20 protein-coding genes are annotated in these 20,668 nt (G+C 64.0%); all 20 read left to right on the forward strand.

Annotated features, from left to right (window positions below; genetic code table 11):
• The 20 genes from AC0L30_RS02860 (at nt 1) to AC0L30_RS02955 (ending at nt 20,653) form a co-directional block, all read left to right on the forward strand.
• Nucleotides 1-1,197, forward strand: coding sequence for an NADH-quinone oxidoreductase subunit D (locus AC0L30_RS02860; protein ID WP_007603549.1), 1,197 nt, complete (start codon nt 1-3; stop codon nt 1,195-1,197).
• The gene (locus AC0L30_RS02865; RefSeq protein ID WP_219682258.1) at nt 1,197-2,159 is read left to right on the forward strand and encodes an FkbM family methyltransferase; all 963 of its coding nucleotides are present in this window, start codon (nt 1,197-1,199) and stop codon (nt 2,157-2,159) included. Before AC0L30_RS02860 ends, AC0L30_RS02865 begins: the two co-directional genes overlap by 1 nt.
• Nucleotides 2,160-2,171: 12 nt before the next feature.
• Nucleotides 2,172-2,783 (forward strand): NADH-quinone oxidoreductase subunit NuoE, encoded by a 612-nt coding sequence (gene nuoE, locus AC0L30_RS02870; protein ID WP_219682217.1) that lies wholly within the window; start codon nt 2,172-2,174, stop codon nt 2,781-2,783.
• A complete protein-coding gene (locus tag AC0L30_RS02875; protein WP_007603552.1) occupies nt 2,783-2,989 on the forward strand; it encodes a hypothetical protein in 207 nt (68 codons plus the stop codon). Before nuoE ends, AC0L30_RS02875 begins: the two co-directional genes overlap by 1 nt.
• A 15-nt stretch (nt 2,990-3,004) precedes the next feature.
• Nucleotides 3,005-4,330, forward strand: coding sequence for an NADH-quinone oxidoreductase subunit NuoF (gene nuoF / locus AC0L30_RS02880; protein WP_473403736.1), 1,326 nt, complete (start codon nt 3,005-3,007; stop codon nt 4,328-4,330).
• 5 nt (nt 4,331-4,335) lie between these two features.
• Nucleotides 4,336-6,411, forward strand: a complete 2,076-nt coding sequence (nuoG, locus tag AC0L30_RS02885; protein WP_354128703.1) for an NADH-quinone oxidoreductase subunit NuoG — start codon at nt 4,336-4,338, stop codon at nt 6,409-6,411.
• Nucleotides 6,412-6,415: 4 nt separating this feature from the next.
• Nucleotides 6,416-7,483: an NADH-quinone oxidoreductase subunit NuoH gene (gene nuoH, locus AC0L30_RS02890; protein ID WP_007603555.1), complete on the forward strand. Its 1,068-nt coding sequence runs from the start codon at nt 6,416-6,418 to the stop codon at nt 7,481-7,483.
• Nucleotides 7,484-7,497: 14 nt separating this feature from the next.
• Nucleotides 7,498-7,986, forward strand: coding sequence for an NADH-quinone oxidoreductase subunit NuoI (gene nuoI / locus AC0L30_RS02895; RefSeq protein ID WP_026232873.1), 489 nt, complete (start codon nt 7,498-7,500; stop codon nt 7,984-7,986).
• 9 nt (nt 7,987-7,995) lie between these two features.
• On the forward strand, nt 7,996-8,634 hold the full coding sequence (locus AC0L30_RS02900; RefSeq protein ID WP_007603557.1) for an NADH-quinone oxidoreductase subunit J: 639 nt from the start codon (nt 7,996-7,998) through the stop codon (nt 8,632-8,634).
• On the forward strand, nt 8,631-8,939 hold the full coding sequence (gene nuoK / locus AC0L30_RS02905) for an NADH-quinone oxidoreductase subunit NuoK (RefSeq protein ID WP_007603558.1): 309 nt from the start codon (nt 8,631-8,633) through the stop codon (nt 8,937-8,939). The genes AC0L30_RS02900 and nuoK overlap by 4 nt, the downstream gene beginning before the upstream one ends.
• 61 nt (nt 8,940-9,000) lie before the next feature.
• Nucleotides 9,001-11,100, forward strand: coding sequence for an NADH-quinone oxidoreductase subunit L (gene nuoL, locus AC0L30_RS02910; protein ID WP_007603560.1), 2,100 nt, complete (start codon nt 9,001-9,003; stop codon nt 11,098-11,100).
• Nucleotides 11,101-12,609 (forward strand): NADH-quinone oxidoreductase subunit M, encoded by a 1,509-nt coding sequence (locus tag AC0L30_RS02915; protein WP_473403737.1) that lies wholly within the window; start codon nt 11,101-11,103, stop codon nt 12,607-12,609.
• 22 nt (nt 12,610-12,631) lie between these two features.
• Complete coding sequence (gene nuoN / locus AC0L30_RS02920; RefSeq protein ID WP_007603562.1) at nt 12,632-14,068, forward strand: NADH-quinone oxidoreductase subunit NuoN; 1,437 nt, start codon at nt 12,632-12,634, stop codon at nt 14,066-14,068.
• A 1-nt stretch (nt 14,069) separates the two neighbouring features.
• Nucleotides 14,070-14,876: a biotin--[acetyl-CoA-carboxylase] ligase gene (locus tag AC0L30_RS02925; protein ID WP_007603563.1), complete on the forward strand. Its 807-nt coding sequence runs from the start codon at nt 14,070-14,072 to the stop codon at nt 14,874-14,876.
• Complete coding sequence (locus AC0L30_RS02930) at nt 14,876-16,546, forward strand: ribonuclease J (RefSeq protein WP_007603564.1); 1,671 nt, start codon at nt 14,876-14,878, stop codon at nt 16,544-16,546. Before AC0L30_RS02925 ends, AC0L30_RS02930 begins: the two co-directional genes overlap by 1 nt.
• Nucleotides 16,547-16,558: 12 nt before the next feature.
• The gene (gene mce, locus AC0L30_RS02935; protein WP_007603572.1) at nt 16,559-16,963 is read left to right on the forward strand and encodes a methylmalonyl-CoA epimerase; all 405 of its coding nucleotides are present in this window, start codon (nt 16,559-16,561) and stop codon (nt 16,961-16,963) included.
• Nucleotides 16,964-16,972: 9 nt separating this feature from the next.
• Nucleotides 16,973-17,248, forward strand: coding sequence for a DUF1467 family protein (locus AC0L30_RS02940; protein WP_007603573.1), 276 nt, complete (start codon nt 16,973-16,975; stop codon nt 17,246-17,248).
• A gap of 30 nt (nt 17,249-17,278) precedes the next feature.
• Nucleotides 17,279-17,626, forward strand: a complete 348-nt coding sequence (locus AC0L30_RS02945) for a hypothetical protein (protein WP_007603574.1) — start codon at nt 17,279-17,281, stop codon at nt 17,624-17,626.
• A 31-nt stretch (nt 17,627-17,657) separates the two neighbouring features.
• A complete protein-coding gene (gene mtnK, locus AC0L30_RS02950; RefSeq protein WP_007603577.1) occupies nt 17,658-18,941 on the forward strand; it encodes an S-methyl-5-thioribose kinase in 1,284 nt (427 codons plus the stop codon).
• Between the two features lie 122 nt (nt 18,942-19,063).
• The gene (locus AC0L30_RS02955) at nt 19,064-20,653 is read left to right on the forward strand and encodes an ABC transporter substrate-binding protein (protein WP_088941256.1); all 1,590 of its coding nucleotides are present in this window, start codon (nt 19,064-19,066) and stop codon (nt 20,651-20,653) included.
• Nucleotides 20,654-20,668: the final 15 nt, after the last annotated feature.

The following is a 20,668-nucleotide window of genomic DNA, read 5'->3' on the forward strand; positions in this document are numbered from 1 at the left end:
ATGAACGAGCAACCCGAACAGCTTCGCAACTTTACGATCAACTTCGGACCGCAGCATCCAGCTGCGCACGGTGTTCTTCGTCTTGTGCTTGAATTGGATGGTGAGGTCGTCGCCCGCGTCGACCCGCATATCGGCCTGCTTCACCGCGGCACCGAAAAGCTGATCGAGCAGAAGACCTATCTGCAGGCGATCCCTTATTTCGACCGTCTCGACTACGTCGCGCCGATGAACCAGGAGCACGCCTTCTGCATGGCTGCGGAAAAGCTGCTCGGCATCGAGGTGCCGCGCCGCGCGCAGCTGATCCGCGTGCTCTATTGCGAGATCGGCCGCATCCTGTCGCATTTGCTCAACGTCACCACGCAGGCGATGGACGTCGGCGCGCTGACCCCGCCGCTGTGGGGCTTCGAAGAGCGCGAAAAGCTGATGGTGTTCTACGAGCGCGCCTCCGGCAGCCGCATGCACGCAGCCTATTTCCGCGTCGGCGGCGTGCATCAGGACCTGCCGCAGAAGCTGGTCGACGACATCGACGCCTGGTGTGATCCGTTCCTGAAAGTGGTCGAAGATCTCGACCGGCTGCTCACCGCCAACCGCATCTTCAAGCAGCGCAACGTCGACATCGGCGTCGTCTCGCTGAAGGAAGCCTGGGAGTGGGGCTTCTCCGGCGTGATGGTGCGCGGTTCGGGCGCGGCCTGGGATCTGCGCAAGTCGCAGCCCTATGAATGCTACGCCGAGATGGATTTCGACATCCCGATCGGCAAGAACGGCGACTGCTACGACCGCTATCTGATCCGCATGGAAGAGATGCGCCAGTCCGTGCGCATCATGAAGCAGTGCATCCAGAAGCTGAACGCAGCCGACGGGAAGGGCCCCGTCGTCGTCGAGGACAACAAGGTCGCACCGCCGCGCCGTGGCGAGATGAAGCGCTCGATGGAAGCGCTGATCCACCACTTCAAGCTCTACACCGAAGGCGTCCACGTGCCGGCCGGCGAGGTCTATGCCGCGGTCGAGGCGCCCAAGGGCGAGTTCGGCGTCTTTCTGATCTCGGACGGCACCAACAAGCCCTACAAGTGCAAGATCCGCGCGCCGGGCTTTGCGCATCTGCAGGCCATGGACCACATCTGCCGCGGTCATCTGCTCGCCGACGTCTCGGCGATCCTCGGCTCGCTCGACATCGTGTTCGGAGAGGTCGATCGGTGATGGCGCAGGCGCCGATCCAGTTTGACCGCGCCTCGGGGGCCCTTGAAGGGGCCAACCTGTGGGAGCGGACGGCTGCCTTGGCGCTGGTGACGGGATCGAAGATCTCGTCGCACTTCTCGCATATGGGCTACATCGCCTGCGCCAATCTGCTGCGGAAGACGCTGCCCGAGCGCAACATCGCGATCAAGCTCAACCCCGACGCCGTGTTCGAATTTCCCTACGGCGACGGCTATTGGAGCAAGCTGCTGAACCGCTCCTACAATTATGAGGACGAGCTGGAGCTGTTGTTCGCCGATTCCATCGACGTCGACTACACGCTGCTCGATTGCGGCGCGAATTACGGCTATTGGTCGGTGCTGGTGTCGAGCAAGCCGTTCGGTTCGCACAAGGCGATCGCGATCGAGCCGTCGGGGCAGAACTATCCGAAGCTCGCCAACAACGTCCGCATCAATGGCAGCCGCTTCGAGACCATGAAATGCGCGATCGGCGCGGCCCGTGGCACCGCGCGTCTGTCAGGCACCAAGCACGAGGCCTTCAGCATTGCCGGCGATGCGTCGGCGGTCGGCGAGGACGTGCCGGTCATCGCGCTCGACAATCTGATCGACGACGGCAAGGTCGCTAGCACCGGCAAGTACCTGATCAAGCTCGACGTCGAGGGCGTCGAGATCGAGGCGATCAAGGGCGGCGCCCGGCTGCTCCAGGCCGACAGCGTCGTCATGTGCGAGGAGCACGGCAGCGACCGCTCGCACGCAGTATCGCGCTACATCCTCGAACACACCCCGCTGAAGCTGATCGTCTACGATCCCAGCACAAGGCGTATGGAGACGGTGACCGAGCTGTCGATCCTCGACCGCATCAAGGTCTCCACCCATGTCGGCTACAATGTTTTCGGCACCGCAAGCGCATTCTGGCAGGACAGGATCAATGCCCTGAATGCGAAAACCGCGCGCCGCATGCAATGAGAGATTGAAGAGATGTCCGTTCGCCGATTAGCACCGAAGGAAGTCCAGCCCGCGAGCTTTGCGTTCACGGAGGAGAACCTCGCGTTCGCCAAGCAGCAGATCGCGAAATATCCGGCCGGGCGCCAGGCTTCGGCCGTCATCGCCATCCTCTGGCGCGTTCAGGAACAGCACGAAGGCTGGGTCTCGGAGGCCGCGATCCGCGCTGTCGCCGACATGCTCGATATGCCCTATATCCGCGTGCTCGAGGTCGCGACCTTCTACACGATGTTCCAGCTGGCCCCGGTCGGTAAGAAGGCCCACATCCAGGTCTGCGGCACCACGCCGTGCCGCCTGCGCGGCGCCGAGGATCTGATCCACGTCTGCGAGCACCGCATCCATCACGAGCCCTTCCATCTCTCCAAGGACGGCAATTTCAGCTGGGAGGAGGTGGAGTGCCTCGGTGCCTGCGTGAATGCGCCGATGGTGCTGATCGGCAAGGACACCTATGAGGATCTGACCAAGGAAAGCTTCGGCAAGGTGCTTGACGGCTTTGCTTCGGGCAATCCGCCCAAGCCCGGTCCGCAGAACGGCCGCCAGTTCTCGGCGCCGACCGGTGGGCCGACCACGCTGAAGGAGATCACCTGATGCGTGATCTCTCGGCGCCGCGAGTTGAAGGGAGCAGTGTTGTGAAGAAGTGGGGCTTCGTCGCAATGCATTCCGCCGTGGCGGCCACATTCATTTTCCTGCTTCAGCGCTTCGCCCTCAGCGCGTCGCTGGAATCCAGCCTGCTCTGGGCGCTGACCTTTGCCGTCTGCGCCGCCGGGCTTGCCTACAAGCAAGCCAACCGTTGATCGGAAAGCACTGACATGCTCGAGGACAAGGACCGCATCTTCAAGAACCTTTACGGCCTCCACGATTGGGGGCTCGAGGGCGCGCGGCGCCGCCGCGCCTGGGATGGAACGAAGAACATCATCGACAAGGGCCGTGACTGGATCATCAACGAGATGAAGGCCTCTGGCCTGCGCGGCCGCGGTGGCGCCGGCTTCCCGACCGGCCTGAAATGGTCGTTCATGCCGAAGGAATCGACCGACGGCCGGCCGAGCTATCTCGTCGTCAACGCCGACGAGTCCGAGCCCGGGACCTGCAAGGATCGCGAGATCATGCGGCACGATCCGCATCTCCTGATCGAGGGCTGCCTGATCGCGAGCTGTGCGATGAATGCGCATGCCTGCTACATCTATGTCCGCGGCGAGTTCATCCGCGAGCGCGAGCATCTCCAGGCGGCGATCGACCAGGCCTATGAGGCCAAGCTGGTCGGCAAGGACAATATCAACGGCTGGCCGTTCGACATCTATGTCGCCCACGGCGCCGGCGCCTACATCTGCGGCGAGGAAACTGCGCTGCTCGAGAGCCTCGAAGGCAAGAAGGGCCAGCCGCGGCTGAAGCCGCCGTTCCCGGCGAATGTCGGCCTGTACGGCTGCCCGACCACCGTCAACAATGTCGAGTCGATCGCGGTTGCGCCGGACATTCTGCGCCGGGGCGCGGCGTGGTTCGCCGGCATCGGCCGTCCGAACAATGTCGGCACCAAGCTGTTCTGCATTTCCGGCCACGTCGAGCGGCCCTGCAACGTCGAAGAGGCCATGGGCATTCCGTTCCGTGAGCTGATCGAGAAGCATTGCGGCGGCGTCCGCGGCGGCTGGGACAACCTCAAGGCCGTGATCCCCGGCGGCTCCTCGGTGCGCATGGTGCCGGCCGAGCAGATCATCGACACGCCGATGGATTTCGACTCGTTGAGCAAGCTGCGCTCGGGCCTCGGCACCGCGGCCGTGATCGTGATGGACAAGTCGACCGATTTGATCCGCGCCATCGCCCGCATCTCCTATTTCTACAAGCACGAGAGCTGCGGCCAGTGCACGCCATGCCGCGAGGGCACCGGCTGGATGTGGCGCGTCTTGACCCGCATGGCCGACGGTCGCGCCCACAAGCGCGAGATCGACATGCTGCTGGAAGTCACCAAGCAGGTCGAAGGCCACACCATCTGCGCGCTCGGCGACGCGGCGGCGTGGCCGATCCAGGGCCTGATCGCGCATTTCCGTCATGAGATCGAAGCGCGCATCGACCAGTATTCGCATAAGGCCGACATCGACGATGCCGGCGTCCGCGATCCCGTGAACATGGTCGCGGCGGAGTAGAGACAATGACCAAGCTCATCATCGACGGTAAAGAGATCGATGTCCCCGCCGAATACACGCTGCTTCAGGCGTGCGAGGCGGCCGGCGCCGAGATTCCGCGCTTCTGCTATCACGAGCGGCTGTCGATCGCCGGCAATTGCCGGATGTGCCTCGTCGAGGTGAAGGGCGGCCCGAAGCCGGTCGCGAGCTGCGCCTGGGGCGTGCGCGATTGCCGTCCGGGTCCCAAGGGCGAGCCGCCGGAAATCTCCACCCGTTCGCCGATGGTGAAGAAGGCGCGCGAAGGCGTGATGGAATTCCTTCTCATCAACCATCCGCTGGATTGCCCGATCTGCGACCAGGGCGGCGAGTGCGACCTGCAGGACCAGGCGATGGGCTATGGTGTCGACACCAGCCGCTTCGCCGAGAACAAGCGCGCCGTCGAGGACAAATATCTCGGCGCGCTGGTCAAGACCTCGATGAACCGCTGCATCCAGTGCACCCGCTGCGTCCGCTTCTCGGCGGAAGTGGCCGGCGCCCCCGAAATGGGCGCGACCGGCCGCGGCGAGGACATGGAGATCACGACCTATCTCGAGCACGCGCTGACGTCTGAGCTCCAGGGCAATCTCGTCGACATCTGCCCGGTCGGCGCGCTGACCTCGAAGCCTTATGCCTTCGCCGCGCGCCCGTGGGAGCTCGGCAAGACCCAGTCGATCGACGTGATGGACGGCGTGGGCTCTGCGATCCGCGTCGACACCCGCGGCCGCGAAGTGATGCGTATCCTGCCGCGCATCAACGAGGCCGTGAACGAGGAGTGGATCTCGGACAAGACCCGCCACGTCGTCGACGGCCTGCGCACGCAGCGCCTCGACCGGCCCTATATTCGCGAAGCCGGCAAGCTGCGCGCGGCCAGCTGGCCCGAGGCCTTTGCCGCGATCGCCTCCAAGGCGGCCCGCACCGACGGCAAGCGGATCGGCGCGATCGCGGGCGATCTCGCCGGCGTCGAAGAGATGTTCGCGCTGAAGGATTTGCTGGCCAAATACGGCTCGGCCAATCTGGCGGTGCAGGGTGGCGATGCCTTCGATCCCGCGCTCGGCCGCGGCTCCTACATTTTCAATCCGACGCTCGCCGGCGTCGAGCAGGCCGATGCGCTGCTCATCATCGGCGCCAATCCGCGGAAAGAGGCGGCCGTGTTCAACGCCCGCATTCGCAAGCGCTGGCGCGCCGGCGGTTTCAAGGTCGGCGTGATCGGCGCCAAGGCCGATCTGACTTACGACTATGATCACCTCGGCGCGGGCACCGAGACGCTCGGTGAGCTCGCGGCCGGCAAGCACTCCTTCATGGACGTGCTGAAGAACGCCAAGAACCCGATCATCCTGGTCGGTGCCGGCGCCGCCTCGCGCCACGACGGCGCCGCCATTCTCGCAGCCGCGGCCAAGCTCGCGCTCGACGTCGGCGCGCTCAAGGACGGCTGGATCGGCTTTGGCGTGCTGCATGAGAGTGCCTCGCGCGTCGGTGCGCTCGACATCGGCTTTGTCGCCGGTCAGGGCGGGCTGAACGCGGCGCAGATGACGACGTTCGGGACGCTCGATCTGCTGTTCCTGCTCGGCGCCGACGAGATCAAGCCGTCGGACGGCACCTTCGTCGTCTATATCGGCACCCACGGCGACCGCGGCGCCCATCGCGCCGACGTGATCCTGCCGGCAGCCGCCTATACCGAGAAGTCGGCGATCTACGTCAACACCGAAGGCCGCGTGCAGATGACCGGACGGGCCGCATTCCCGCCGGGCGAGGCTCGCGAGGACTGGGCGATTGTCCGCGCGCTGTCGGAGGCGCTCGGCAAGAAGCTTGGCTATGATTCGCTTTCGGCCCTGCGCCAGGCGATCTTCAAGGCCGTGCCGCATCTGATCCGTCTCGATCAGATCGAGGCCGGCTCGGCCGATCAGATCAAGAAGCTCGCGGGGAAGGGCGGCACAACGGAGAAGGCTCCGTTCAAGCCGCTTGTCGAGGACTTCTATTTGACCAACCCAATCGCGCGTGCGTCCGCCGTGATGGCGGAGTGTTCGCGGCTTGCCTCCGGGCAGATGCTGACCGCAGCGGAGTGAGCCGATGGAATTCTTCGAAAGCGCATTCTGGACCGGGTTTCTCTGGCCGCTGATCATCATGATCGCGGAGAGCGTCCTGGTGCTGGTCGTCCTGCTGGTGGCGATCGCCTACATCCTGCTCGCCGACCGCAAGATTTGGGCGGCGGTGCAGATCCGCCGCGGCCCGAACGTGGTCGGTCCCTGGGGCCTGCTGCAATCCTTCGCCGACCTCCTGAAGTTCGTGCTGAAGGAGCCGATCATCCCGTCCGGCGCCAACAAGGGCGTGTTTCTCCTTGCCCCCTTGGTCTCATGCGTGCTCGCGCTCGCGGCCTGGGCGGTGATCCCGACCAATCTCGGCTGGGTGATCTCCGACATCAATGTCGGCGTTCTCTTCATCTTCGCGATCTCGTCGCTGTCGATCTACGGCATCATCATGGCCGGCTGGTCGTCGAACTCGAAATATCCGTTCCTCGCGGCGCTGCGCTCGGCGGCGCAGATGGTCTCCTACGAGGTCTCGATCGGCTTCGTCATCATCACGGTGCTGCTCTGCGCCGGCACGCTGAACCTCTCGGCCGTGGTCGAGGCGCAGCATGTCCGCGGCCTCGCCAGCCTGATCGGGCTGCCGCAGCTCACCATCCTGAACTGGTACGTCTGGCCGCTGTTCCCGATGTTCGTGATCTTCTACGTCTCGGCGTTGGCGGAAACCAACCGCCCGCCGTTCGACCTCGTCGAAGCGGAATCCGAGCTCGTCGCCGGCTTCATGGTCGAGTACGGCTCGACGCCGTATCTGCTGTTCATGCTCGGCGAGTATGTCGCGATTGCCACGATGTGCGCGATGGCGACGATCCTGTTCCTCGGAGGCTGGCTACCGCCGGTGGACCTGCCGCCCTTCAATTGGGTGCCGGGGATCATCTGGTTCTCGCTGAAGCTGTTCTTCATGTTCTTCCTGTTCGCGATGGCCAAGGCGATCGTGCCGCGCTACCGCTACGATCAACTGATGCGCCTCGGCTGGAAAGTCTTCCTTCCGTTGTCGCTGGCGATGGTGATCGTGGTGGCCGGTGTGCTGCACTTTGCCGGCATCGCGCCGAAGTGAGGGCCGTCATGGGTATCAACATCAACGCCACTGCACGCTCGCTTCTGCTGTCGGAATTCGTCTCGGCGTTCTTCCTCGCCATGCGCTATTTCTTCCAGCCGAAGCCGACGCTGAACTATCCCTTCGAGAAGGGGCCGATCTCGCCACGCTTCCGCGGCGAGCATGCGCTGCGGCGCTATCCGAACGGTGAAGAGCGCTGCATCGCCTGCAAGCTGTGCGAAGCGGTTTGCCCGGCCCAGGCCATCACCATCGAGGCCGGTCCGCGCCGCAACGACGGCACCCGCCGGACCGTGCGCTACGACATCGACATGGTGAAGTGCATCTATTGCGGCCTCTGCCAGGAAGCCTGTCCGGTCGATGCCATCGTCGAAGGTCCGAACTTCGAGTTCGCGACCGAGACCCGCGAGGAACTGTTCTATGACAAGGCCAAGCTGCTCGCCAATGGCGACCGCTGGGAACGCGAGATCGCGAAAGCGATCGAACTCGACGCGCCGTACCGGTGAGATGAGAGCATGATCCTTCCCGCGCTGTTCTTCTATCTGTTCGCCGGCGTCTGCGTCGCCTCGGCGGTGATGGTGATTGTCTCGCGCAATCCCGTGCACTCCGTGCTGTACCTGATCCTGGCCTTCGTCAACGCCTCCGGCCTGTTCGTGTTGATGGGCGCCGAATTCCTCGCGATGATCCTGATCGTCGTCTATGTAGGCGCCGTCGCGGTGCTGTTCCTGTTCGTGATCATGATGCTCGACGTCGACTTCCTCGAGCTGCGCGAAGGCTTTATCGAGTACCTCCCGGTCGGCCTCGTGATCGGCGGCATCTTCCTGTTCGAGCTGCTGCTCACGGTCGGCTTCTGGGTCATCAACCCCGGCGTCGCCAAGACGATCACGGCGGCGATCCCGACCAACGTCTCCAATACCGAGGCGCTGGGCCTGGTGCTCTATACCAAGTACATCCACTACTTCCAGCTCTCGGGCATGGTGCTGCTGGTCGCGATGATCGGCGCCATCGTGCTGACGCTGCGGCACAAGGCGAGCGTCAAGCGGCAGGACATCAACGTTCAGAACGCGCGCACGCCCGAAATAGCGATGGCGATACGCAAGGTGACGCCGGGGCAGGGGCTCCAGGATTCTGACGCGGCGGAGTGGGTGAAATGACGATCGGGCTCGGACACTATCTTGCGGTCGGCGCGATCCTGTTCACGCTCGGCATCCTCGGCATCTTCCTGAATCGCAAGAACATCATCGTCATCCTGATGTCGATCGAGCTGATCCTGCTCGCGGTCAACGTCAACCTCGTGGCGTTCTCGACCTTCCTCGGCGACATCGTCGGGCAGGTGTTCGCGCTCCTGGTGCTCACCGTCGCGGCCGCTGAAGCCGCGATCGGTCTCGCCATCCTGGTGGTCTATTTCCGCAACCGCGGCTCGATCGCGGTTGAGGACGTCAATCTGATGAAGGGCTGATCGCATGATCCGGAAAAGTGGATACCGGTTTTCCGACCAGATCATGCGGAAAGATTAAATCATGGTCCAGGCAATCGTCTTCCTGCCTCTGCTGGGTGCCATTCTGGCCGGCTTGATCGCGCTTTTCGGCGCGCATGCCCGCAACCCCTCGGGCGACACGGTCGAGCATCACGATGATCACGGCCATGGCGCACACGCCCATGCGTCCGACACGATCAATGAGGATGCGTCGGTCATCCACGAGACCCACCACGAGCCCGGCGACGGCCACGACGACCACCACGTCTCCGAACCGCCCGCGGCAGGCTCGCGCGGCGCCGAGCTGATCACCACCGCGTTGCTGTTCGTGTCGGCGGCGCTGTCCTGGATGACGCTGGTCGATGTCGGCTTCATGCACCACGACATGCGCATTCCGCTGCTGCCGTGGATCCTCTCCGGCGATCTCCAGGTCTACTGGACGCTGCGGGTCGACACGCTCACCGCCGTGATGCTGGTGGTGGTGACCACCGTGTCCTCGCTCGTTCACCTCTATTCCATCGGTTACATGGACGAGGATCCGAACCGGCCACGCTTCTTCGGCTATCTCTCGCTGTTCACCTTCGCCATGCTGATGCTGGTGACCGCGGACAATCTCGTGCAGCTGTTCTTCGGCTGGGAAGGCGTGGGTCTGGCGAGCTACCTCTTGATCGGTTTCTGGTACCAGAAGCCGTCGGCGAACGCTGCCGCCATCAAGGCCTTCGTGGTCAACCGCGTCGGCGACTTTGGTTTTGCGCTCGGCATTTTCGCGATCTTCCTGCTGGCCGGCTCGACCGATTTCGAGACCATCTTCCATGCTGCGCCCGGCCTGACCGGCAAGACCATCGACTTCCTCGGCTGGCACGCCGACGCACTGACCCTGACCTGCCTGCTGCTGTTCATGGGCGCGATGGGCAAATCGGCGCAGTTCCTGCTGCACACCTGGTTGCCGGACGCGATGGAAGGCCCGACCCCGGTGTCGGCGCTGATCCACGCCGCGACCATGGTCACCGCCGGCGTCTTCATGGTGGCGCGCCTGTCGCCGCTGTTCGAGCTCGCGCCGAACGCGCAGGCCGTCGTGATGTTCTTCGGCGCCACCACGGCGTTCTTCGCGGCGACCATCGGCCTCGTCCAGAACGACATCAAGCGCATCGTCGCTTACTCGACCTGTTCGCAGCTCGGTTACATGTTCGTGGCGATGGGAGCAGGGGCCTATTCGGTCGGCATGTTCCATTTGTTCACGCACGCCTTCTTCAAGGCGCTGTTGTTCTTGGGCTCCGGCTCGGTGATTTACGCGATGCACCACGAGCAGGACATCCGCAACATGGGCGGCCTGTGGCGCAAGATCCCCTACACTTACGCGGTGATGGTGGTCGGCACACTCGCGCTCACCGGCTTCCCGCTGACCGCCGGCTATTTCTCCAAGGACGCGATCATCGAGTCCGCCTACGCCTCGCATAATCCATTCGCGATGTACGGCTTCCTGATGACGGTCATCGCGGCCGGCCTGACCTCGTTCTACTCGTGGCGCCTGATCTTCAAGACCTTCCACGGCGAGCCGCATGACGAGCATCACTACGAGGCTGCGCATGAAGCGCCGATCTGGATGCTGATTCCGATCGGTGTGCTCGCGGTCGGCTCCATCCTGGCCGGCTTCCCGTTCAAGGAGCTGTTCGCCGGTCACGGCATCGAGGAGTTCTTCCGCGAATCCGTGAAGATGAACCCGCACATCATCGAGGAGATGCACCACATCCCCGAGACCATCGCCTTCCTGCCGACGGTGATGATGGTGCTGGGCTTCCTGGTGTCGTACCTGTTCTACATCCGCCGGCCCTATCTGCCGGTCGAGCTCGCGAACACGCAGCCGATGCTGTACAAGTTCCTGCTCAACAAATGGTACTTCGACGAGCTCTACGACATCATCTTCGTCCGTCCGGCGAAGTGGATTGGCTACCAGCTCTGGAAGAAGGGCGACGGCTTCATCATCGACGGGCTCGGTCCCGACGGCGTCTCGGCCCGCGTGCTGGATGTCACCCGCAATGTCGTGAAGATCCAGACCGGTTATCTCTACCACTACGCGTTCGCCATGCTGATCGGTGCCGCCGGCCTGATCACCTGGTTCATGTTCGGCTTTGGAGGCCAGTAAATGACGACCTGGCCAATTCTATCCGTCACGACGTTCCTGCCGCTGGTCGGCGCGCTGATCGTCTATCTCAGCCGCGGCGATGACGAGGCGGCGCGGCGCAACTCGCGCTGGATCGCGCTGTGGACCACGCTGATCACCTTCGCGGTGTCGGTGATCCTGGTCATGCGGTTCGATGCGTCGAACGCCGACTTCCAGTTCGTCGAGAAGGCGAACTGGCTCGCCACCGGCATCACCTACCACATGGGCGTGGACGGCATCTCGCTGCCGCTGGTGATCCTGACCACCGCCATCATGCCGTTCTGCATCATCGCGAGCTGGAAGGCGATCACTAACCGCGTCCGCGAATACATGATGGCGTTCCTGATCCTGGAAACGCTGATGGTCGGCACCTTCTCGGCGCTCGATCTCGTGCTGTTCTACCTGTTCTTCGAAGGCGGCCTGATCCCGATGTTCCTGATCATCGGCGTCTGGGGCGGTCCGCGCCGGGTCTATGCGTCCTTCAAGTTCTTCCTCTACACGCTGCTCGGCTCGGTCCTGATGCTGCTCGCCATCATGGCGCTGTACTGGAACGGCGGCACCACCGATATCCCGACCCTGATGCACACCGCCGTGCCGCGCTCGCTGCAGACCTGGGCGTGGCTTGCTTTCTTCGCCTCGTTCGCGGTGAAGATGCCGATGTGGCCGGTGCACACCTGGCTCCCCGACGCCCACGTCGAGGCGCCGACCGCAGGCTCGGTGGTCCTGGCGGCGATCATGCTGAAGATGGGCGGCTACGGCTTCCTGCGTTTCTCGCTGCCGATGTTCCCGCTGGCCTCGCACGACTTCGCGCCATTGATGTTCACGCTCTCGACCATCGCCATCATCTACACCTCGCTGGTGGCGCTGATGCAGGAGGACATGAAGAAGCTGATCGCGTACTCCTCGGTGGCGCATATGGGCTTCGTCACCATGGGTATCTTTGCCGGTACCATGCAGGGCGTCGCCGGCGGCGTGTTCCAGATGATCTCGCACGGCATCGTCTCCGGCGCGCTGTTCCTCTGCGTCGGCATCGTCTACGACCGCATGCACACCCGCGACATCGCGGCCTATGGCGGCCTCGTCAACCGGATGCCGCTCTACGCGCTGACCTTCATGGTCTTCACCATGGCCAATGTCGGTCTGCCCGGCACCTCCGGCTTCGTCGGCGAATTCATGACGCTGCTCGGCACCTTCAAGGTCTCGATCCCGACCGCGTTCTTCGCCACCTTCGGCGTGATCCTGTCGGCCTGCTACGCGCTGTGGCTCTACCGCAAGGTCGTCTTCGGGGCGCTGGTCAAGCCGTCGCTGATGAGCATGAAGGATCTCACCTTCCGGGAGGGCCTGACGCTGTTCCCGCTGATCGCGCTGACGATCCTGTTCGGCATCTATCCGAAGCCGGTGCTCGACATGTCGGCGGCCTCGGTCCAGCAACTCGTCAACAATTACAACACCGCTGTGACGGCCGTGAAGGCCGCCGCACTGCTCCAGTGAGCGGGCAGGTCAGGATATCGCCATGAGCTTTGAGACTGCAGGTTATCAACTGGCGCCGGTGCTGCCCGAGCTCGTGCTCGCGGTCGGAGCCATGGCACTCCTGATGCTCGGCGCCTATCGCGGGCAGGAGACCACCAAGACGGTCACGACGCTTGCGGTGCTGCTCCTGATCGTGGTCGGCGTGCTCGAATACATGCTGCCCGCGGGCAAGCACGTGACCTTCGGCGGCAGCTTCATCGTCGATGATTTTGCCCGCTTCATGAAAATCCTGGCTCTGATCGGCTCGGCCGTGACGCTGGTGCTGTCGACCGAGTTCCTGTCGGATCCGTCGCGCCGCATCTTCGAATACGCGATCCTGGTGCTGCTCTCGACGCTCGGCATGATGGTGCTGATCTCGGCCGGCGATCTGATCTCGCTCTATCTCGGCCTCGAATTGATGTCGCTGGCGCTCTACGTTGTGGCGGCCTCGAACCGTGACAACGCCAAGTCGACCGAAGCCGGCCTGAAGTATTTCGTGCTCGGCGCGCTGTCGTCGGGCATGCTGCTCTACGGCTCCTCGCTGATTTACGGATTCACCGGCACCGTCGCCTTCACCGGCATCGCGGCGGCCGCGACGATCTCGAATGTCGGCCTGGTGTTCGGCCTGGTCTTCCTGCTCGCCGGCCTTTGCTTCAAGGTCTCGGCCGTGCCGTTCCACATGTGGACGCCCGACGTCTACGAGGGCGCACCGACCCCGGTCACCGCCTTCTTCGCCTCGGCCCCGAAAGTGGCCGCGCTCGCGGTCTTCACGCGCGTCACGCTGACCGCATTCCCGGGGATCGTCTCGCAGTGGCAGCAGATCCTGGTGTTCGTGTCGATCGCCTCGATGGCGCTGGGTTCGTTCGCCGCGATCGGGCAGAGCAACATCAAGCGCCTGATGGCCTATTCCTCGATCGGCCATATGGGCTTTGCCCTGGTCGGCCTCGCCGCAGGCACGGTCGAGGGCGCGCAGGGCGTGCTGATGTACATCGTGATCTATGTCGCGATGACGCTGGGCTCCTTCGCCATCATCCTGGCGATGAAGCGCAACGGCCAGCCGGTCGAGCAGATCAGCGATTTCGCAGGTCTCTCGCGGACCAATCCGCTGCTCGCCTTCATGTTCGCGATGCTGCTGTTCTCGCTCGCCGGCATCCCGCCGCTGGCCGGCTTCTTCGCCAAATGGTACGTCTTCGTCGCCGCCATCAAGGCGAATTTGTTCACGCTCGCCGTTATCGGCGTGCTGACCAGCGTGGTCGGCGCCTACTACTATCTCAGCATCGTCAAGACGATGTATTTCGACGAGCCGGCCGGGCAGGTCGATCCGGTGCGCGTCGAAGTCAAGACGGTGCTGGCGGTTGCGGGTCTGTTCAACATCCTCTTCGCCCTGTTCGCGGGCCCGGTGGTGAGCGTCGCCTCCGCCGCGGCCAAGTCGCTGTTCTAGGATGGCATTCGCGCTCGGTCCTCGTGCGGCGTCGGCGGGCTACAAGCTCGCAGCTTTCGAACGGACCGGCTCGACTAATACCGAGGCGATCGAGCACGCGAGGCGCGGCGAACGCGGCCCGATGTGGTTCGTGACGTCGGAGCAGACCGCCGGCCGTGGCCGCCGCCAACGCGCCTGGATCGCACCGAAGGGTAACCTCGCAGCCAGCGTCCTCGAAGTGCTGGACGTCGCCCCTTCTGTCGCCGCGACGATCGGCTTTGCGGCCGGGCTGGCCGAGGAGGCCGCCCTGGAGAAGGTCAGCCTGGAGGCGGCACTGCGCCTTGGCGAGGGCCGTCCCCGCTACACCCTGAAATGGCCGAACGACGTGCTGGCCAGCGGCAAGAAGCTGGTCGGCATCGGCCTGGAGGCCGAAGCCATCGGCGACCGCCTTGCCATCGTCGTCGGCATCGGCACCAATGTCGTCGCCGCGCCCGAGGGCACGCCCACACCGGCGGTGTCACTGGCCGCGCTCGGCGTCCAGATCAGCGCTGAAGAGCTGTTCTCGGCGCTCTCCGATGCCTGGGTGGAGTTCCGCGGTATCTGGGACAATGGCCGCGGCTTTGCCGAAATTCGCAAATTGTGGCTGGAGCGCGCCGCCGGCCTCGGCGAGCGGGTCGCGATCCACACGGGAGTGATGACGCTGGAAGGCATTTTTGACACGATCGACGACACCGGCTGCCTGATCGTCCGCACTGCGGAGGGCCGGCGCGTGCCGGTGGCCGCGGGCGAGGTGTTCTTCGGCACGGCCGCCTCCGTGGGAGCTGCGTGATGGCGAAGCCTGAAGAACTGGTATTTGCACCGCTCGGCGGCGTCGGCGAGATCGGCATGAATTTGTCGATCTACGGCCTCGGCAACCGCCAGCAGCGGGCCTGGCTCGCGATCGATCTCGGCGTCTCCTTCGGCGACGAGGAGCATCTGCCGGGCATCGACCTGATCATGCCCGACGTCAGCTTCCTGGAGAAGGAACGCAAGAACCTGATGGGGCTGGTGCTGACCCACGCCCATGAGGACCATTTCGGCGCCATCATCGACCTGTGGCCGAAGCTGAAATGCCCGATCTACGCGACGCAGTTCAGCGCCGCGCTGTTCGAGGCCAAGTGTGCCGCCGAGCGCAATGCGCCGAAGATCCCGGTGACGGTGGTGCCGTCGGGCGGGCGCGTCGATATCGGCCCGTTCAACGTCGAGTTCATTCCGGTCGCGCATTCGATTCCGGAGTCGCATGCGTTGGCGATTCACACCGACGTCGGGACGGTGCTGCACACCGGCGACTGGAAGATCGATCCGACCCCGATCATCGGCCGCCCGACCGACGAAAAGCGGCTGCGGGAGCTCGGCGATGCGGGCCTGCTCGCCCTGATCGGCGATTCCACGAACGCCGTGCGCGACGGCCGCTCACCCTCGGAAGCCGAGGTTGCCAGGTCCATCACCGAGCTCGTCAAGGCCGCCAAGGGCCGCGTCGCAGTCACGACCTTTGCCTCCAACGTCGCGCGTCTGAAGGCCGTCGCCATCGCTGCGAAGGCCGCCGACCGTGAGGTCGTCGTGGTCGGCCGCGCCATGGAACGCGTGGTGCAGGTCGCCCGCGAGACCGGCTATCTCGACGGCGTGCAGAGTTTCCGCTCCGCCGAGGTCTACGGTCATCTGCCGCAGGACAAGGTGCTGGCGCTTTGCACCGGCAGCCAGGGCGAGCCCCGTGCCGCGCTGGCGCGGATCGCCAATGACGACCATCCCGAGATCACGCTCAACCGCGGCGACAGCGTGATCTTCTCCTCGCGCACCATTCCCGGCAACGAGAAGGCGGTCGGCGCGATCATCAATGGCCTGGTCTTGCAGGGCGTGGAGGTCATCACCGACCGCGACCAGCTGGTCCATGTCTCCGGCCATCCCCGCCGCGACGAATTGCGCGACATGATCGCCTGGACCAGGCCGCAGCTCCTGATCCCGGTCCACGGCGAGGCCCTGCACCTGAACGAGCACGCCAAGCTCGCGCGTGCCGCCGGCGTGCCGCGCGTGCTGGTCTGCCGCAACGGCGACCTCGTCAAGCTCGGCCCCGGCGATCCCGGCATCATTGGGCAGGTGCCTGCGGGCCGTCTCTACAAGGACGGCACGATTCTGGAGGACTCCAAGTCCCGCGCCGTGGTGGAGCGGCGCCGCATGGCCTTCTCCGGCTGCGCCTTCGTCGCCATTGCCATGACGCAGCAAGGTGAACTCGTCGACGATCCCGAGGTCGATCTGATCGGCATCCCCGAGAAGAACAAAGCGGGCGAGCCCTTCGACGACATCGTCTTCGACGCCGTGGTCTCCACCATCGAAGGTCTGCCGAAGGCGCGCCGTCGCGACGCGGATGCGCTGGCTGAATCTGTGCGACGCGCTGTCCGTTCGGTGATCAACGAACATTGGGGTAAGAAGCCCCCCTGTCTGGTACATGTGCTGACAGTGTAACGGGAGAGAAACATGCTGGGCCGGCTCAATCATGTCGCGATCGCGACCAAGGACGCCGTCAAGGCCGCCAAAATCTATGGCGCCGCATTCGGGGCCCAGATTTCGGAGGCCGTCGCGCTGCCCGAGCATGGCGTCACCACCGTGTTCGCGACGTTGCCCAACACCAAGATCGAGTTCATCGAGCCGCTTGGCGAGGCCTCGCCGATCGCAAAGTTCCTCGACCGCAACGCCGACGGCGGCATCCACCACGTCTGCTATGAGGTGGTCGACATCATCGCCTCGCGCGACACGCTGGTGAAGGAGGGCGCAAGGGTGCTCGGCGACGGCGTGCCGAAGATCGGCGCCCATGGCAAGCCGGTGCTGTTCCTGCACCCGAAGGACTTTTCCGGCGCGCTGGTCGAAATCGAGCAGGCATAGGCCGAAGCCATGGCCATCCAGATCTCAACGGCAATCGCGATCTACTTCGTCATCTGGTGGATCGCGCTGTTCCTGACGCTGCCGTTCGGCGTGCGCAGCCAGCACGAGGACGGCGTCGGAGTGCCGGGCAGCGACCCCGGCGCGCCGATCCTGACGCGGATGAGGAGCAAGCTGATCTGGACCACTATCATCTCGGCGATCATCTACGGGATCGCCATGGTCGCCTATCACGCCGGTTATCTCTCGATCGAACGCCTGTCGAAATTGATGGGCATGCCGTTTTAGGATTTCGTGGTTGGCTTTGTTGGGGGACCAATGACTTTTCAGAGGATCGTCGTCGCGCTTCTGGTGCTGATCGTCGCCGGCCTCGGTGCCATCGGCTATTTCGAGTGGAAGATGGCCGTGCAGGTGCGCACCCTGAAGGCGTTTGTCGAGGGCTACGTTTTCAACGAGGCCGTGATCGCCTGCGAGCAGGCCAAGAGCTCGACGCCGTTCAAATGGAACGGCGGCAAGAGCACCGCGGTGATCGGCCTGAACTCGGTCAAAACAGACAAATACACCGTCAGCGCCAGCTACACGCTGGTGGCGGACAGCGTCTATTGTGATTACGATCCGATCAAAAGAAAGGCCGAGATCGGCTCGAGCTTCCTGGAGCGGGAGTAACGATCCGGCCCCTAGATGGGATGGGATCGTCATGACCGGAGACGGGGCAGGGGATTATCGGATTCTGCATGAGGCTGACTTGCGGGATTATCTCGCAGGCGTTCCGGACCTCGCAGGGACCCTCGGTGGCGAGCCGGCCTCCTGGTCGATCACCGAAGTCGGCGACGGCAATCTCAATCTCGTCTTCATCGTCAAGGGCGGCCGCGGCGGCGTCGCCGTCAAGCAGGCGCTGCCCTATGTCCGCCTCGTCGGCGAAAGCTGGCCACTGCCGCTGTCCCGGGCTCATTACGAATATCTCGCTTTGTCGCGGCAGGCCGAGCTCGCGCCCGGCCTCGTGCCGGCGCTGCTGCATCACAACGAGGCCTTGGCGCTGACAGTGATGGAGCTGCTCGAGCCCCACATCATCATGCGCAAGGGGATGGTTGCGGGGACTCAGTACCCGCGCTTTGTCGATGACATCACCACCTTCATGGCGCGGACCTTGTTCTTCACCTCCGACCTCGCGCTGTCGGCGGCCGAAAAGAAGCAAGCCATCGCAGCCTTCGCCGGCAACCATGCACTGTGCAAGATCACTGAGGATCTGATCTTCACCGATCCCTACCGCATCGCCGAGCAGAACCGCTGGACCGCGCCCTATCTCGATGCGCTCGCCGCAGAGCTCCGCGAGGACATGGACCTGCATGTCGCGATCTCCCGGCTGAAGCTGAAGTTCATGGCCAGCCCCGAGGCGCTGCTCCACGGCGACCTGCACACCGGCTCGATCATGGTCACGGACGGCGAGACGCGGGTGATCGACCCCGAATTCGCATTCTACGGCCCGATGGGTTTCGACGTCGGCGCGGTGCTGGCGAACCTCCTGATGGCTTATTTTGCCTCCGCCGGTCACGAGCGCTCGCCGGGCGAGCGGCGTGCGTTCGAGGCCTGGGTGCTGGAGACGGTCGAGAACGTCTGGAACGCGTTCGCGCGCAAGTTCCTCGAGCTCTGGCGCGCCGGCGCCGCAGGCGATGCCTATCCCGCCTCGCTCTTCGCCGGCGAGACAGGCGCGGCACGACTGGAGGCCGAGCGGCAGGCCTACATGCAGCGGCTGTTTGCGGACACGGTCGGCTTCGCCGCGGCAAAAACCATCCGCCGCATCTTCGGTCTCGCCCACAATATCGATTTCGAGCTGATCGAGGATCCGCGCCGGCGCGCGATCAGCGAAGCACGCGCCGTGCGGCTGGCAAGGACGATGATGCTGGAGACGGGGGCGTTTCCGACCATCGCGGACGTCACCGCCGCAGCGCGAAAATTGCGCGACTGGCAGCCGGAGTTCTAGCGGGCGTCCTCGCAAATCGGCGCGACCCGCGCATACGTCAACCCCTTCAAGGCGCTTGCGCTCGACGTGCCGCGGATGATCAACTCTCGGACCAGAGCACGGCTTGCGTTGTCGGAGGGACCATGATGTTCAGGATAGTGGCGATCGTCGCGGGTTTGGGACTGGCGCTCGTCGCCTCGGCGGAGGCCCAGACGCCGCGCAAGGGCGGAACCATCCGCATGACCGCGCCTTATGGCTCGAGTTTCACCAGCCTGGACATTCTTACCACGCAGCGCGCCCAGGACGAGATCTACGCCAAGGCGTTGCACCGGTCGCTCTACATCTGGAATTCCGCGGAAGGCAAGCCGGTTCTGGAGCTTGCCAAGGAAGATGTGATCTCGGGCGGCGGTCTCGTTCACACCTTCAAGCTGCGCGACGACGCCTATTTCCACAACGGCCGCAAGATGACGGCCGACGACGTCATCTGGACCTACAACCGCATCATGGACGGCACCAAGGCTTATCCCGGCGCGCGTTATGTCCGCGTGATCGAGGGCGCGGCGGCGGTCGAGAAGGGGCAGGCCAAGGAGATCTCCGGCCTGAAGAAAATCGACGACTTTACAATCGAGATGAAGCTGACCGAGAAAGTCGATCCGGGTTTCTACTTCTGGAACGCGATCACGTCGATCTATCCCGCCGACGAAGCCGCCAAGGACAGCTTTCTCCAGAAGCCGATCGGTCTTGGGCCGTTCAAGTTCGTCGAGCACGTGCCGGGATCGCGCATCGTTCTGGAGCGGTGGGACCGGTTCTACAAGGCCGGCAAGCCCTACGCCGACAAGATCATCGTGTCGGTCATGGGCGAGGCCGCGGCACGCGATGTCGCCTTCCGCAACAAGGAGATCGACACCTCGGTGCTGGGACCGGCGCAATATGTCGCCTATCAGAACGACGCCGACCTCAAGGGCACCGTCGTCGAAGTCGCCGAGGTCTTCACCCGCTACATGGGGATGAATCCCGCGTTCAAGCCGTTCGCCGACAAGCGGGTCCGGCAGGCGATCAACTACGCGATCGACACTGACCTGATCATCAACAAGCTGGTCAAGGGCAAGGCCTACCGGGCCACCAGCTGGCTGCCGCTGACCTCTCCCGCCTACGACAAGGCCATGAAGCCCTATGCCTTCGATCCCGCCAAGGCCAAGCAGCTGCTCGCTGACGCCGGCTATCCCACGGGCTTCGAATTCGAATGGACCACCAGCCAGAACGAGAGCTGGGGTCTGCCGATCGTCTCGGCCGTGATCCCGATGCTGGACCGGGTGGGCATCAAGGCCAAGGTCAAGCAGGTCGAGACCGCGGTGCTGGCGGAGGTGGTTCGCAGCGGCGACTACCAGGCCTTCATCTACTCGCAGGCGACCGGACCAGATCCCCAGGCCGCCCTCAAATGCTTCCACTCGGCGACGCCGCAATCAGCCTGCAACTACATGAACTTCAAGAATCCCGAGTTCGACAAGCTGATCGACGAGGCCGGACAGTCCGATGACGCTGCAAAGCGTACCCAGCTGCTGCAAAAGGCCAACGCGCTCCTCTACGAGGAGGCGCCGGTCTGGTTCTTCAACTACAACAAGGCGGTCATGGCGGTGCAGCCGTGGCTCAAGGGAATTCAGCTGAACGCGACGGAACTCACCCATCAGAATGTCGAAGACCTCTGGGTCGACGAGAGCTCGCCCGCGAAGTGACACACGCTCTCGCGC

It is taken from the genome of Bradyrhizobium sp. MI1.11, assembly GCF_055811255.1.

Bases quoted from the DNA above. Each gene is read 5' to 3' on its own strand.
- AC0L30_RS02925 (WP_007603563.1), top strand. From the start codon at position 14,070: ATGGCATTCGCGCTCGGTCCTCGTGCGGCGTCGGCGGGCTACAAGCTC.
- AC0L30_RS02930 (WP_007603564.1), top strand. From the start codon at position 14,876: ATGGCGAAGCCTGAAGAACTGGTATTTGCACCGCTCGGCGGCGTCGGC.
- nuoE (WP_219682217.1), top strand. From the start codon at position 2,172: ATGTCCGTTCGCCGATTAGCACCGAAGGAAGTCCAGCCCGCGAGCTTT.
- AC0L30_RS02955 (WP_088941256.1), top strand. From the start codon at position 19,064: ATGATGTTCAGGATAGTGGCGATCGTCGCGGGTTTGGGACTGGCGCTC.
- AC0L30_RS02915 (WP_473403737.1), top strand. From the start codon at position 11,101: ATGACGACCTGGCCAATTCTATCCGTCACGACGTTCCTGCCGCTGGTC.
- AC0L30_RS02865 (WP_219682258.1), top strand. From the start codon at position 1,197: ATGGCGCAGGCGCCGATCCAGTTTGACCGCGCCTCGGGGGCCCTTGAA.
- AC0L30_RS02900 (WP_007603557.1), top strand. From the start codon at position 7,996: ATGATCCTTCCCGCGCTGTTCTTCTATCTGTTCGCCGGCGTCTGCGTC.
- mtnK (WP_007603577.1), top strand. From the start codon at position 17,658: ATGACCGGAGACGGGGCAGGGGATTATCGGATTCTGCATGAGGCTGAC.
- nuoN (WP_007603562.1), top strand. From the start codon at position 12,632: ATGAGCTTTGAGACTGCAGGTTATCAACTGGCGCCGGTGCTGCCCGAG.
- AC0L30_RS02940 (WP_007603573.1), top strand. From the start codon at position 16,973: ATGGCCATCCAGATCTCAACGGCAATCGCGATCTACTTCGTCATCTGG.
- nuoK (WP_007603558.1), top strand. From the start codon at position 8,631: ATGACGATCGGGCTCGGACACTATCTTGCGGTCGGCGCGATCCTGTTC.
- AC0L30_RS02860 (WP_007603549.1), top strand. From the start codon at position 1: ATGAACGAGCAACCCGAACAGCTTCGCAACTTTACGATCAACTTCGGA.
- nuoH (WP_007603555.1), top strand. From the start codon at position 6,416: ATGGAATTCTTCGAAAGCGCATTCTGGACCGGGTTTCTCTGGCCGCTG.
- mce (WP_007603572.1), top strand. From the start codon at position 16,559: ATGCTGGGCCGGCTCAATCATGTCGCGATCGCGACCAAGGACGCCGTC.
- AC0L30_RS02875 (WP_007603552.1), top strand. From the start codon at position 2,783: ATGCGTGATCTCTCGGCGCCGCGAGTTGAAGGGAGCAGTGTTGTGAAG.
- nuoL (WP_007603560.1), top strand. From the start codon at position 9,001: ATGGTCCAGGCAATCGTCTTCCTGCCTCTGCTGGGTGCCATTCTGGCC.
- AC0L30_RS02945 (WP_007603574.1), top strand. From the start codon at position 17,279: ATGACTTTTCAGAGGATCGTCGTCGCGCTTCTGGTGCTGATCGTCGCC.
- nuoG (WP_354128703.1), top strand. From the start codon at position 4,336: ATGACCAAGCTCATCATCGACGGTAAAGAGATCGATGTCCCCGCCGAA.
- nuoF (WP_473403736.1), top strand. From the start codon at position 3,005: ATGCTCGAGGACAAGGACCGCATCTTCAAGAACCTTTACGGCCTCCAC.